Here is a 13,705-nt window from a genome sequence, read left to right as displayed (position 1 = left end):
ACCCCCCTTATGCATTTGATTCGATTTTCTCCATGTGATCACTTACTAGTTTTACAACATTCTGTTCAACCATCGTTTGCGTTTGCTTAATTGCACTAAAAATACCCATAGCATCCGAACTTCCATGTGCCTTAATGACAGGTGATTTTAAGCCAAATAAAGCTGCTCCACCATACTCAGAGTAATCCATTTTCTTTTTAACACCTTTTAAGTTTGGTTTCAATACAGCTGCTGCAAGCTTCGATGTGAAATTAGTAAGCATCGCATCTTTAATTAATGAAAACATTGCAAGTGCAGTACCTTCAATCGCTTTTAAAGCTACATTTCCAGTATACCCGTCTGTCACTACTACATCTGCTACTGAGTTCATTAAGTCTCTAGCTTCAACATTTCCTATAAAATTCAAATTACTTTCTTTAAGTAATTGGAAAGTTTGTTTAGCAAGTTCATTACCTTTTTTATCTTCCGTACCGACATTTAGTAAGCCTACAGTTGGGTTATGTACGCCTCTTACTTTTTGTGCATATACAGAGCCCATTATCGCATATTGAAGTAAATGATTTGCTTTTGCATCAACATTAGCACCTACATCGAGGAAAACAAAGCCTTTTCCATCTAAAGTAGGCATAGTAGGTGATAGTGCTGGTCGTTCTACACCTTCCATTCGACCAACCACTAATAATCCCGCTGTCATTAATGCTCCAGTATTTCCAGCAGAAATACATGCATCAGCAAAACCTTCTTTTACTTGGTTTGCCATTAAGACCATCGAAGCATTTTTCTTTCTTCTAACCGCTCTAACTGGCTCTTCAGTTCCTTCAATTACTTCATCTGTATGGATAATCGTTATATTTTTATCATTCGTTAAGAATGGTTTAATTTTTGATTCATCGCCAATTAAAGTAATATGTATATCATTTAATTTTTCAACTGCAAGCATCGCACCTTCAACGATGGCTTTTGGGGCATGATCTCCACCCATTGCATCGATAGCTAATTTCATCTTGTTCACTTCCTATTCTTCAATACTTCGGTGGTACATTTCGAACAAGCCATGGAAAACATGTTCTTTTTCTACATAGCCATTGATATCAACTGTAGTACGCCTCGGATCTCCTTTTTGCGGTAAAACCTTTGCTTTTGCAATTACTCGGTCATTTGTTCTTACTGGTTTAATAAAAACAAAATTGGATTTAGCTGTAAGAGCTAAATCATCATGAATAACTGCAACTGCTAAAGAATTAGCCTGGGCAAATAAGTGATGACCTCGGGCAATTCCATTTCTACTAAAAGTATGCTCTTCCTTAACGTCAAATATAGAAATGGCACTTTCGTTTAAATGAATATCAATAACTTCACCGATTATTTCATCTACTGGTAGTGATTTTACATCTTCTAATTGCTGAGTGGCAACATTTTTGATGCGCTCCCTTAACTCAGGAATTGATAATTCAAGACGATCAAGACGAATAGTTTGTATGCTCACAGATAATTGATTAGCTAAATCTTCATCTGTAATAAACGGATTTTCTTTTATAATTTTTTTTAACAATTCATGACGATCTTTTTTATTTCTTCTCATATTACATACCTCAACTACTAATTTGTGACCAGGTATTAAATACAGTTTATATTAAAAATCCATGTATTACAATAGTTTTTTACAAATTTTTAATACCTAGTACTAATCTAATTTTTCTGAATTAAATATTCCCGTTCTGTCTAAGTACATTCTTAATCCTTGATATTCATTAGCTTTCCAAAATACATCTGAATTAACTAATAATGTTGCATCATTTCGTGCAACTTCTAATGCACGATAGTCATGTACCATATCGGCCATTTTAAATTCAGGTACACCACTTTGTTGTTTTCCAAAGAAATCTCCTGGTCCTCTTAATTCCAAATCTTTTTCGCTTAACTCAAAACCATCATTTGTTTCTGTCATGATTGTTAGTCTTTCTTTACCTACTTCACTTTTTGGATCACCAACTAAAATACAATACGATTGTTCAGAACCTCGTCCAACTCGTCCTCTTAGCTGATGTAATTGTGAAAGTCCAAAGCGATCTGCATCATAAATAACCATCACAGTTGCATTCGGTACATTTACACCTACTTCTACAACCGTTGTTGATACTAATATTTGAACCTCATTAGCAGCAAACGCCTTCATGACGTCATCCTTTTCTGTTGATGAAAGCTTCCCATGCATTAATCCAACTTTCGCTAAGTTTTGGTAATGAAAAGTTAGAACACTATGTAGATCTAATGCATTCTGAAGATCTAATTTCTCTGACTCTTCGATAAGTGGACAGATTAGATATGCTTGTCGTCCATTTTTGATTTCTTTACTGATAAAATCTAAAACGCGATCAAACATTTCTTGCTTAACCCAATAGGTTTCTATTTTTTTACGACCAGCCGGATATTCATCAATGATTGATACATCCATTTCACCAAAAGCTGTAATTGCCAAAGTTCTTGGGATTGGAGTTGCTGTCATAAATAAAACGTCAGGGAAATAGCCTTTTTCTCTTAAAACTCTTCGTTGACCAACACCAAATCGATGTTGTTCATCCGTTATGACAATGCCTAATTTTTTAAATTGAACCTCATCTTGAATTAAAGCATGGGTACCGACTAAAATATGTACCTCACCGTTCTTTAATCGGTCCAAAATTTCACGACGCTTTTTACCTTTTACAGAACTTGTAAGAAGCTCAACATTTACTTCTGTATGTTGTAGCATTTTTGCTAAAGATTCAAAATGTTGCTCAGCTAAAATTTCTGTAGGAACCATTAATGCCCCTTGATAACCATTAAGTGTACATGCATACAAAGCAATGGTAGCGACCACGGTTTTTCCTGATCCAACATCACCTTGTAATAAGCGATTCATTCGATAAGGACTTTCTAAATCTGTGAATATTTCTTGTACAACTCTATTTTGAGCTGATGTCAGAGGGAATGGTAAGGATTGGATTAGTTGTTGAATTTTTTCAATGTTTAATTTTTTTGGGATACCTTTTGATTGATTACGCTGAATTTTTCGAAGTGCTTGCATTTTTAGTTGAAAAAGAAAAAACTCTTCATAAACAAAACTTCTTCTAGCTTGCTTTAAACTATTCGCATCAATTGGGTGGTGAAGTAATCTTAATGTTTCTGAGCGATTTAAAAGTTTATATTTTTGAATTAGTTCGTTTGGGACTAAATCATTGATTAAATGTCCAAATTTTTTAAAAGACTGCTCAACAAATTTTCGCATTGTTTTTACAGACATTTTCCCCTTAATTGAGTAGACAGGCTCAATTTCATGACTATTCGTACGAGAGCCAAATACAAGGTCTGTTAATGAAATGGTTTGTTTATGTTGATCCCACTTACCAGAAACAGTTACATGCTCATTTAAATTTAACTTTGTTTTAAAATACGGTCGATTAAAACAAATAACAGTAATTAAGTATCGATCAACTAAAAGGCGAAATGTTAGTCGTGATTTATTTTTGCCAAAATATTGAAGAAGAGGAGCGCTATGAACAATCCCCTCAACAGTCACGCGCTCTTCATGCTTCACTTCTGATAAATCTTTATTTCGAAAATCCTCATATCGATACGGTAAATATTCGATTAAGTCATTTATAGAAAAAATACCCATATCATTTAACTGTGCTTCAGTTTCCTCGCCGACACCACTTAATACAGATACTTTTTGTTCAAGTTCACTACTCACTATTTTTTTAGCGAAACACCAAATATTTTAGCTTCCAATTCACGTCCTGTTGGCGTTGCCGCTAGTCCTCCTTCTGCAGTTTCTCTTAGCGCAGATGGCATTGTTTGTCCAATTCGATACATAGCATCAATTACTTCGTCACATGGAATGCGACTTGTAATACCTGCTAATGCCATATCTGCTGCTACCATTGCGTTAGCAGCACCCATTGCATTTCGCTTAACACATGGTACTTCTACTAAACCTGCAACAGGGTCACATACTAAACCAAGCATATTTTTTAATGTAATGGCAAATGCTTCGGCACTTTGACTTGGAGTACCGCCAGCCATTTCAACGATTGCTGCTGCTGCCATACCACTTGCAGAGCCTACTTCCGCTTGACAGCCACCTGCAGCACCTGAAATTGACGCATTATTGGCTACAACAAAACCGAAAGCACCTGATGCAAATAAAAATTCAATCATTTGCATTCGAGTAGGATTTAATTTTTCTTTTACAGCAAACAGAGTTCCAGGAACTACCCCAGCAGAACCTGCTGTAGGAGTTGCACAAATCGTACCCATTGCAGCATTTACTTCATTTGTAGCAACCGCTTTACTAACAGCATCTAAAAGTAAATGACCAGAAAGCGAATTACCTTTTGCGATGTAATTTTGAAGTAATACAGCGTCTCCTCCTGTTAAACCTGTTGGCGAATGAACACCTGCAAGACCTCTTTCAACTGCCTTTTCCATAACAACAAGATTTTGCTCCATTTTACCGATAATCTCTTCACGGCTTCTTCCTGTAAAAACCATCTCTTGTTGAATCATTATTTCAGAAATTTTAACATTTTTTGATTCTGCTAATTCAACTAATTCTGCAACATTTTTAAACATTTTAGTTCCCCCTCTCTTTAGTCAACCATTTTCGTAACGCGAATGATATGAGGTAAAGATTCGATTTCTTTAATAATTTTATTATCTAGATCTTGATCGACCTCAATTGCCATTAAAGCAATTTGTCCGACTTCTTTACGTGAAACTTCCATATGGCCAATATTTACAGCATATTTCATTAGGACATTTGTTACACCAGCAATCGAACCAAAACGGTCATTATGAACAACAAGGATTGCAGGGTAATTACCCGAAAGTTTAAGTTCAAATCCATTCAATTCGATAATTTCAATTTTTCCACCACCAATTGAAATTCCTACTAATTCAAATGGTTGGTCATCATCAAGAATGGAAATTTTCACTGTATTTGGATGCTCAGTTACTGCATCTTCTTCAACGAAATCAATTGACATCCCTTTTTCCTGTGCAATACTTAATGATTCTGGAATTCGCTCATCAAATGTATCAAAATCTAATAATCCACCAATAAGCGCAACATCTGTACCATGTCCACGATATGTTTTAGCAAATGAACCATATAATGAAATCAAAATCTTTTTTGGTTCTTTTCCATAAAGATTTCTTGCTACCCGACCAATTTTAGCCGCTCCCGCTGTATGTGAACTTGATGGACCAATCATAATTGGACCAATTATGTCAAAAACACTTTTATATTTCATCACGTTTCCCCCAATACGTTATTGTAAAAGCGTATTATATTTAGTTTTTGTTTTGTTAGAACAAATCATTTATATAAAAAGTTGGTATTATGGACAAAACAATGTCCACCTTATAGTGTAATACGAAATTCTACAGAGTTCTACGTTATTTTACAATACTCCTTAAATAATTTACAAAAAAAGAAGACTAAATAGTCAATTTCGCTCCAGGTTGCTCCCTTTCCGTAAGAAAGGTGAGCCTTATCGTCGTCGCGTCTGCTAAGTAATTAAACCTTCCTTCTATTCCCCACAGGTGACTCGCTCCTTACGCTCCAATCTTTACACAAAAATTATTGTAATATCTAATGGTTCGAATCAACAATCCATTATACCAAAACCTAATAAAGAAGTGTTTTAAATTAAGATTACTAATGATATCTAAAGTTCGAATTAAAAGAAGTATAGACTAAAAACGTTGTATACAAAAAAAGAAGAAGTGCTCTACACCTCTTCTTTTTGCTACCTTATTCAACTGAAAAAATATATGAATATAAAGGCTGATTACCGTTATGAACTTCAACTTCTAAGTGATCAAAGCTCTCTTCGGCAAATTCAACTAATTTTGAAATTTCTTCATCTGATACATCTTGACCATATAAGACTGTTAATATTTCAGAATCTTCATCAATCATATCCTGTAATAATTTTTTTGCAGCCTCTAATTGATTTGCATCAGTTGTAACAATTTTACTTTCAAGGATCCCCATGAAATGATCTTTTGTTATTTCTACACCATCAATTTCTGTATCTCGAACCGCATAAGTTATTTGACCTGTTTTTACTGTCTTTAATGCCTCTTGCATACCTGATTTATTTTCATCTAATGATGCAGTAGGATTAAATGACAATAAAGCTGACATACCTTGGGGTACTGTTTTAGACGTTACAACTGCTACATTACATTCTGCAACAGATGCAGCTTGCTCAGCAGCCATTACGATATTTCCGTTGTTAGGAAGAACAATAACATTTTCTGCGTTGCATTGCTCAATCGCTTTTACAATGTCTTCTGTACTAGGATTCATTGTTTGACCGCCTTCAATTACAACAGTTGCACCAATACTTTCAAATAATGCTTTAATCCCTGATCCCATCGCTACCGTAACGATACCAAATTCTTGTTTTTCAGTAGTTTGTAAAGACTCATTTTTAGAAGGAGATTCATTTGAAACCTCTTCATGTAGTAAGTTAGTATGTTGTTCGCGCATATTTTCAGCTTTTAGTTTTAAAAAGCTTCCAAATCGTTGACCTAAATTAAATACTTCTCCAGGATACTCAGCGTGAATATGAACTTTTACAATTTCATCATCAGCAACTACTAATAAAGAATCACCCCATGCACTTAGCTCTTTACGGAAAGTGTCTATGTCAAAAGGATGTTTATTTAATTTATCTTTTTCAAATCGCACCATAAATTCTGTACAGTATCCGTAAACAATGTCTTCAGTATTTAACATACTTTGTACATTTCGATGTTCAGCTTCAACAAGTTCCTCAAGTGAAAGATTCGCCTCAGCACCTTCTAGCGAAATTTCTTCACCTTTTAATGATGCTAAGAATCCTTCATAGACAAGTACTAAACCTTGACCTCCGCTATCAACTACACCTACTTGTTTTAAAACTGGAAGTAAGTCTGGGGTACGGTTTAAAGATGCATTTGCTTCAATAATTGTTTCCTCAAGAAAAGGAATAAATTCTTCATGTGTTTTTGCTATGACAACTGCTTTTTTTGCTGTTTCTCTTGCAACTGTTAGGATTGTTCCTTCAATAGGCTTCATAACAGCTTTATAAGCAGTTTCTACCCCTGCTTCTAATGCTAAAGCAAAATCAGTAGTTGAAATTGAATCCTTAGACTCAATTGATTTAGAAAAACCTCTAAATAATTGAGAAAGGATAACACCAGAATTTCCGCGCGCCCCCATCAATAAGCCCTTTGCAAAGCTTTGACCAACTTTCCCTACATGACTATTTGGTTTTTCTTTTACTTCCTTTGACCCAGAAGTAATAGAAAGATTCATATTTGTTCCAGTATCACCATCTGGTACTGGGAATACATTTAATGAATCTACAAATTTTACATTTTTCGTTAAGTTATTTGCACCTTGAATCACCATATCTGCAAATAATTTACCGTCAATACGTTTTATCGACACAAATTCTCCTCCTTAATGCGTCTTTACAGGTTAGCTACTTTCACACCTTGAACAAAAATATTAACAGAGTCAACTGACAATCCTAATGTTTGATCAAGAGTATATTTCACTTTATTTTGTACGTTATTAGCAACTTCAGAAATCTTCGTACCATAGCTTACAATTATGTACATATCGATATTAACGTCCTCACCTACTTGACGAACAATAACACCTTTTGTAAAGTTATCTTTTTTTAGGATTTCTGTAAGACCATCCTTAATTTGTTTCTTAGAAGCCATTCCAACAATACCGTAACAATCAACGGCAGCCCCACCAGCAATTGTAGCGATCACATCTGTACCAATCTCGATTGTTCCATATTGAGTTTTCATTTCTAATGACATAATTTGGTCCCCCTTATTGGATAATCCAAGTATAGTTAGTTATACTACTTACTTATTATTGTATACCTTTTTCCAAAATAATTCTATTGACTCACTATTATTATTAACATTTCAATAGACAATTTTGAATGAATTTCTTTTAAGGTAAGTCTAAGGTCCCTCTTTAATATTTAGTATATCATACATTTCGATGTCAAGGTTTTTTTCTTGAACAACTTATCAATAACTGTTGCATTAAGTAAAGCGGTATGATAAATTATAGTAGTGTTTGAATGAAAATAATCATTGAAATGTTATTCCGTTTTTTGTTAGGAGGGAAATAGATGGCTCGTGTTTGTGTAATCACAGGAAGAAAATCTCGTTCTGGTAACAGTCGCTCTCACGCTATGAATGCTTCAAAACGTACTTGGGGTGCTAACCTTCAAAAAGTTCGTATTTTAGTAAATGGTAAACCAAAGCGTGTTTACGTTTCAGCGAGAGCATTAAAATCAGGTAAAATTGAGCGCGTTTAATTTATTAACGTACTAAAAAGCATAGCGATCCGCTATGCTTTTTTACTTTTTTTATGATACCTGTTGCCTCTAAGCAAAAAACTCTACTCCAACTAAGCTAAGCGTCTTTTTTAAATGTACTCAGCATGGCGCGAACAAGTCCGCCAAGAAATTTAGGTAATTTAATCGTATAAAATCTCATGCTTTCCCTCCTACAAGCTTTCTAGCATTTTTAAGGAAAAGATTAATCCTATTACATTCTACTTGCGTTGAGCGAAAACTATGACATGAAATTGTTAATCTTTGCTCCTTACTACTAATGCTATGCCTTCGCTAAATGAAATAGACCCTTCATTCTCTAGCAGTTCATTGCTTACACAAAGGGATGATCCAATCTCCAATAAATGATTAGTTAGTGGATATTTAAATCCTATTAAAGTTAAATTTTCTACTTTAGTACCTAATGAAAAAAAGGAAACATATTTAAAATGCTGCAGCTTACTAATGAAATGTGTACCTTCCTGAATGACATATATTTCGTTATATTCATCAACGATTTTTATTGGAACATTAGAATTCATAAATTTAATTAATAATGTGATACTGCCAAATTCATGATCTAAACGTTTTCCGGTTACACAATGGATTAAAATCTGTTCTGGTTTTTGTTTAATTGCCCATTGAATTGCAAGTTCTAAATCTGTTTCATCTTTTTCCGGTGGGTAAATAAAAACATTTGGGACAAGCATTTTTATCTTTTCTAAATTTTCATCACTTAAAGAATCAAAATCTCCGAATATTGCGTCTGGAATTAATCCTTCTTCAATTAAGTAATGCGCTCCATTATCTACACCAATAAGTAACTTGTTTTCATCTTTCTGAATAATTTCAGTAATTGTATTTGATTTCGGTCCTGCTCCTACAATATGTATAATCAACTTTTTTCCACCTTTAAAAAAAATGCAATCGAATGTCGATTGCATTTTTTATTTCATAATTAATAATTAGATGTTCCATGCAACTTTAGATGATTACATTATCCTCTAATTTTCGCTATTGCTTCTTTTCTGTCTTCCTTATTATAAACTGCTGAACCAGCTACTAATACGGTAGCACCTGCTTCAATACAAATTTTAGCTGTATGCTCGTCAACGCCGCCATCTATTTCGATTTCGACTGATAAATTGCGTTCTTTAATTAAATTAGCAACTTGTTTAATTTTAGGAACAACTGAATGAATAAATTTCTGTCCGCCAAAGCCTGGATTTACTGTCATTAATAGGACCATGTCAACATCATCAATAATCTGTTCAATTGTTGAAACTGGAGTCGCTGGATTAAGAACAACACCTGCTTTAATACCAAATGATTTAATTGTTTGGATTGTGCGGTGCAAATGTGTACAAGCTTCAACATGAACTGTAATAATGTCCGCTCCAGCTTTTACAAATTGCTCTATGTATTGATCTGGTTTTTCAATCATTAAATGTACATCAAGTGGAAGCTTCGTCACTGGTCTAATTGCTTCTACAATTAGAGGTCCAATCGTAATATTTGGTACAAAATGACCATCCATTACGTCGACGTGAATATAATCTGCTCCTCCACGTTCTACATCTAAAATTTCTTCTCCAAGTTTAGCAAAATTCGCTGAAAGGATTGATGGTGCAATTTTAACCATGATTAATACCTCGGCTTTCTATCTCTTATTTCTTCTATGAATGATACATAATGATCATATCGTTTAGGAGAAATTTCCCCACTTTCAACCGCAGCTTTTACAGCACATTTAGGTTCTTTTAAGTGGGTACAACCTCTAAATTTACATTCTTTACTTTTTTCTCTCATTTCAATAAAACAATACGATAAATCTTCAGATTCGATTCCCATAAATTCCAATGAACTAAAACCAGGAGTATCTGCAACTAGCCCCTGTCCAATTTTTATTAATTCAACATGTCTAGTTGTGTGTTTTCCTCGTCCTAAATGAGAGGAAATAATACCCGTTTTTAAATCTAGCTCTGGATTGATCGCATTTAGTAAAGTTGACTTACCAACGCCAGATTGTCCTGCAAATACAGATATTTTATTTGAAAGATGTGGAAGTACTTTTTCTAATCCTTCCTCAGTTTTTGAAGAAGTTAAACATACTTCATATCCAATTTGGCGATAATAAGAAACGTATTCATACACTAATTTTAATTGTGCTTCTGAACACAAATCAATCTTTGTAATGACAATTAATGGTTTAATTTCATTAAACTCAATTAATACAAGGAATCGATCTAATAATATTGGAGAAAAATCGGGCTCTACTGCTGAAAAAACTAAAATTGCTTGGTCAACATTTGCAATTGGCGGTCGAACAAGTTCATTTTTTCGCTCTTTAATTTCAAGTAGATAACCTTCTCCACTTTTTTCGATATGATATTCTACCTCATCTCCGACTAAAGGCGTTATTTTCTTATTACGAAAATTCCCTCTACCACGACAAGCAACAACTGTCTCATCTGTTTCGACATAATAGAATCCACTCAATGCTTTTATGATTTTGCCTTCTGGCATATACTCACTCCTACAGCTCTTTAATTCGATGGATAAGGTACATCTCTTTCTGCAATAACTTGACCATCTTTAACAATTTTATAGGAAGCAGTTTGTCCAGGATCAATTGTCACTTCTACTGGTATAGTAGTTGTTTCGGTGATCGATTTTGAAATTGCAGGTTTTTCACCATTATTCTTTTTATCCCTAATATATACCTCTATTAGTTGAGGTGTACTAGGATTGGTTGGGGTATATGGTACTTGTATATTGATTGTTACTTTTTTCGTCTTTTCTTTTTGTTTTCCAGAAGAAATAACGACATTTAATGTATCCCCTTCTTTTACTGCAACGTTAGCAGATGGAGATTGCGATATAACATGATTTTCAGCAACTGTACCAGAATCTTCTTTCGTTACGTTAAGCTTTAGGTTATTGTCACCTGCATAGGTTTCAACATCTTTTCTAGACCATCCTTTTAGGTCACGAAGAGTGATCGTAGATGTCCCTTTACTAATCCATACATTTAAATCCGTTTCTGATGGCACGACTTCAGCCCCAACATTCGGAGATTGGTCGATTATTTCACCTTCTGATTCATCACTTTCGATAAAATGCGTTGTAACAGAGCGATAATCGTCTTGTAATCGAGATTTTATCGTGTTATATTGGAACCCTTTTAGGTCTTCCATCTCGTTACTTTTTTTACCTTTTGATTTATAAATCGTTATCGATGAATTTTCTTTAACAGTTTCCCCAATATTAGGAGAAGTTTTAACTACTTTCCCTTCATCCACTTCATCATCAAAAATTTCTTTAGGATCGCTTATCTTTAACCCTTTTGATGCAAGCAAAGTAACAGCACTTTCGTATGTCATATCCTTTACATCTGGAATTTCTACGTCTTCAGGCAAAAATAATGCAGGAATCAACGTTATCGCTAATAAACCACCAATTAAAAGTGCAATAAATGTACCTATAATAAACTTTGCAAAAGAATTTTTCTTCTTCCGTTTTAATTTATCAGAGTCTTTTTTTACAGCTTCTTTTTTTACAGCTTCTTTTTTAATCGGTTCATTTTCTTTATTTGATTTTTTCTTTGTTGGTACGACAACAGTATCATCATTAGTCGATACAGGAATGTCCTTTATGATCGGAATTACCTTCGTTTCATCATCATTTGTAGGAATCACAAAACGTTTTTCATTCAAGCGATCACTATCTAATGCTGTTTGTAAATCTAGCTTCATCTCATCTGCAGTATCATATCGATAAAAGATATCTTTGGCAGTAGCTTTTAAAACGATATTTTCTACACTTTGCGGTATTTCTGGATTAAATTTTGTTGGTGGCGGAACTTCGCTTTGTAAATGTTTTAATGCAATCGCAACTGCACTCTCACCCGAAAATGGTAGTTTTCCAGTTAAAAGCTCAAACATTACAATTCCTAAAGAATAAATATCTGACTTTTTATTCGCAACTCCACCTCTTGCTTGTTCAGGTGAAAGGTAGTGAACAGAACCAAGTACTGAATTTGTTTGTGTAATTGTTGCAGCTGTCGAAGCTGTTGCAATTCCAAAATCAGTTATTTTCACATTTCCTTCTTTATTGATTAAAATATTTTGCGGTTTTACATCTCTATGAACGATTTGAAAATGATGCGCATGTGCTAATGCTGAGGCTAATTGTTCCATAATCCTCAATACTTCTTTTGGCTTTATAGGTGTATGATGCTGAATATACTCCTTTAAAGTCTCACCTTCAACGTATTCCATGACGATATACTGTAATCCATCTTCTTCCCCAACGTCATATGAGCTTACGATATTTGGATGAGATAACGAAGTAACTGAATATGCTTCACGTTGAAATCTTCTTAAGAAATCAGGGTCATTTGAAAAATCAGCTTTTAACATTTTTACAGCTACATCTCGATCTAATATCATATCACGGGCTAAATAAACGTTTGCCATACCGCCAACACCAATTAATTTTAAGATCTTATATCGGTCGTTTAGGCGTCTACCAATCATCACGCTCATCATCACCCTTTCTCTATATTTCTAGGCTCAAACTTAATAATGGCAAGCGTGATGTTATCTTCTCCACCAAGATCATTTGCGATTGAAATCAATTGGTTACCGAGAATATCGATTGGTAGATTTTCATTTAATTTTTCATTGAAAAGTTCATTTGAGATTTTATTCGATAAACCATCTGAACATAAAATGATTAAATCATCTTCTTCCCAAGTTAAAGTTTTAATATCAACATCAACTGTTTCCTCGGTACCAAGTGCTCGCGTTATAACATTTTTACGTGGATGAATTTCTGCATCCTCCATAGAAATTTGCCCAAATTTAACGAGTTCAGCTACAAAAGTATGATCTTCTGTTATTTGCTTAAACCCTTCATCATTTCTTAAATAACTTCTACTATCACCGATATGTGCAATCGTAAAAAATAAAGGAGTACAAATAATTGCTTCAAGGGTTGTCCCCATACCCTTGCACTCTTCATTTTGCTCTGAATGAACTAATAAGTTTGTATTTAATTGCGCTACAATATTTTTTAGCCATGATTCGGCTTCTACCGGTGTTTCAAAATTACTAGTATTTTTCCACTCTGCTTCAAGGAAATTGATTGCCATCATACTGGCAACTTCACCAGCTAAATGGCCACCCATACCGTCAGCAACTACAGCTAATACGATCCCTGAATCGTTCGTAAATATACCTACGCTATCTTCATTATGCTCTCGAACTTTCCCCGTATCAGTTTGAAAAAAAGTTTGCATT

The 13,705-nt window shown here is 34.3% G+C and carries 14 protein-coding genes; 1 reads left to right on the top strand and 13 read right to left on the bottom strand.

Annotated features, from left to right (window positions below):
• Positions 1-7 precede the first annotated feature (7 nt).
• From plsX to RAH41_RS00095, 7 genes are all read right to left on the bottom strand, one after another.
• A complete protein-coding gene (gene plsX, locus RAH41_RS00125; protein ID WP_331219723.1) occupies positions 8-1,003 on the bottom strand; it encodes a phosphate acyltransferase PlsX in 996 nt (331 codons plus the stop codon).
• A 12-nt stretch (positions 1,004-1,015) separates the two neighbouring features.
• Entirely contained in the window at positions 1,016-1,582 is a 567-nt protein-coding gene (gene fapR / locus RAH41_RS00120; RefSeq protein WP_025568940.1) for a transcription factor FapR, read from the bottom strand.
• A 102-nt stretch (positions 1,583-1,684) separates the two neighbouring features.
• Positions 1,685-3,733, bottom strand: a complete 2,049-nt coding sequence (recG, locus tag RAH41_RS00115) for an ATP-dependent DNA helicase RecG (protein WP_331219722.1) — start codon at positions 3,731-3,733, stop codon at positions 1,685-1,687.
• The gene (gene sdaAA, locus RAH41_RS00110) at positions 3,733-4,614 is read right to left on the bottom strand and encodes an L-serine ammonia-lyase, iron-sulfur-dependent, subunit alpha (RefSeq protein ID WP_331219721.1); all 882 of its coding nucleotides are present in this window, start codon (positions 4,612-4,614) and stop codon (positions 3,733-3,735) included. The genes recG and sdaAA overlap by 1 nt, the downstream gene beginning before the upstream one ends.
• 17 nt (positions 4,615-4,631) lie before the next feature.
• On the bottom strand, positions 4,632-5,294 hold the full coding sequence (gene sdaAB / locus RAH41_RS00105; RefSeq protein ID WP_331219719.1) for an L-serine ammonia-lyase, iron-sulfur-dependent subunit beta: 663 nt from the start codon (positions 5,292-5,294) through the stop codon (positions 4,632-4,634).
• A 503-nt stretch (positions 5,295-5,797) separates the two neighbouring features.
• Positions 5,798-7,486, bottom strand: a complete 1,689-nt coding sequence (locus RAH41_RS00100; RefSeq protein ID WP_331219718.1) for a DAK2 domain-containing protein — start codon at positions 7,484-7,486, stop codon at positions 5,798-5,800.
• Positions 7,487-7,509: 23 nt separating this feature from the next.
• Complete coding sequence (locus tag RAH41_RS00095; protein ID WP_025568946.1) at positions 7,510-7,872, bottom strand: Asp23/Gls24 family envelope stress response protein; 363 nt, start codon at positions 7,870-7,872, stop codon at positions 7,510-7,512.
• Between the two features lie 323 nt (positions 7,873-8,195).
• Here RAH41_RS00095 and rpmB point away from each other — a divergent pair, with 323 nt between their 5' ends.
• Positions 8,196-8,384: a 50S ribosomal protein L28 gene (rpmB, locus tag RAH41_RS00090; RefSeq protein ID WP_025568947.1), complete on the top strand. Its 189-nt coding sequence runs from the start codon at positions 8,196-8,198 to the stop codon at positions 8,382-8,384.
• Positions 8,385-8,481: 97 nt separating this feature from the next.
• On the opposite strand, the gene spoVM is transcribed toward rpmB, so the two are convergent.
• The 6 genes from spoVM to RAH41_RS00060 form a co-directional block, all read right to left on the bottom strand.
• The gene (spoVM, locus tag RAH41_RS00085; protein WP_056470930.1) at positions 8,482-8,565 is read right to left on the bottom strand and encodes a stage V sporulation protein SpoVM; all 84 of its coding nucleotides are present in this window, start codon (positions 8,563-8,565) and stop codon (positions 8,482-8,484) included.
• A 94-nt stretch (positions 8,566-8,659) separates the two neighbouring features.
• A complete protein-coding gene (locus tag RAH41_RS00080) occupies positions 8,660-9,301 on the bottom strand; it encodes a thiamine diphosphokinase (protein ID WP_331219715.1) in 642 nt (213 codons plus the stop codon).
• A gap of 98 nt (positions 9,302-9,399) precedes the next feature.
• Positions 9,400-10,044, bottom strand: coding sequence for a ribulose-phosphate 3-epimerase (gene rpe, locus RAH41_RS00075; protein WP_331219713.1), 645 nt, complete (start codon positions 10,042-10,044; stop codon positions 9,400-9,402).
• A gap of 2 nt (positions 10,045-10,046) precedes the next feature.
• A complete protein-coding gene (gene rsgA / locus RAH41_RS00070; protein ID WP_331219711.1) occupies positions 10,047-10,928 on the bottom strand; it encodes a ribosome small subunit-dependent GTPase A in 882 nt (293 codons plus the stop codon).
• A gap of 20 nt (positions 10,929-10,948) precedes the next feature.
• Entirely contained in the window at positions 10,949-12,943 is a 1,995-nt protein-coding gene (pknB, locus tag RAH41_RS00065) for a Stk1 family PASTA domain-containing Ser/Thr kinase (RefSeq protein ID WP_331220407.1), read from the bottom strand.
• 8 nt (positions 12,944-12,951) lie between these two features.
• Complete coding sequence (locus tag RAH41_RS00060; protein WP_097975522.1) at positions 12,952-13,704, bottom strand: Stp1/IreP family PP2C-type Ser/Thr phosphatase; 753 nt, start codon at positions 13,702-13,704, stop codon at positions 12,952-12,954.
• Position 13,705 lies beyond the last annotated feature (1 nt).

Source organism: Gottfriedia acidiceleris (assembly GCF_036421055.1).
In the GTDB taxonomy this organism is placed as follows: domain Bacteria; phylum Bacillota; class Bacilli; order Bacillales; family Bacillaceae_G; genus Gottfriedia; species Gottfriedia acidiceleris_C.
The sequence above is the reverse complement of the archived record's forward strand: the minus strand, read 5'-3'. Positions and strand labels throughout refer to the sequence as shown.

Coding starts and splice junctions, on each gene's coding strand:
- plsX (WP_331219723.1), bottom strand. CDS start 1,003: ATGAAATTAGCTATCGATGCAATGGGTGGAGATCATGCCCCAAAAGCC.
- fapR (WP_025568940.1), bottom strand. CDS start 1,582: ATGAGAAGAAATAAAAAAGATCGTCATGAATTGTTAAAAAAAATTATA.
- sdaAA (WP_331219721.1), bottom strand. CDS start 4,614: ATGTTTAAAAATGTTGCAGAATTAGTTGAATTAGCAGAATCAAAAAAT.
- sdaAB (WP_331219719.1), bottom strand. CDS start 5,294: ATGAAATATAAAAGTGTTTTTGACATAATTGGTCCAATTATGATTGGT.
- RAH41_RS00095 (WP_025568946.1), bottom strand. CDS start 7,872: ATGTCATTAGAAATGAAAACTCAATATGGAACAATCGAGATTGGTACA.
- rpmB (WP_025568947.1), top strand. CDS start 8,196: ATGGCTCGTGTTTGTGTAATCACAGGAAGAAAATCTCGTTCTGGTAAC.
- spoVM (WP_056470930.1), bottom strand. CDS start 8,565: ATGAGATTTTATACGATTAAATTACCTAAATTTCTTGGCGGACTTGTT.
- rpe (WP_331219713.1), bottom strand. CDS start 10,044: ATGGTTAAAATTGCACCATCAATCCTTTCAGCGAATTTTGCTAAACTT.
- rsgA (WP_331219711.1), bottom strand. CDS start 10,928: ATGCCAGAAGGCAAAATCATAAAAGCATTGAGTGGATTCTATTATGTC.
- RAH41_RS00060 (WP_097975522.1), bottom strand. CDS start 13,704: ATGCAAACTTTTTTTCAAACTGATACGGGGAAAGTTCGAGAGCATAAT.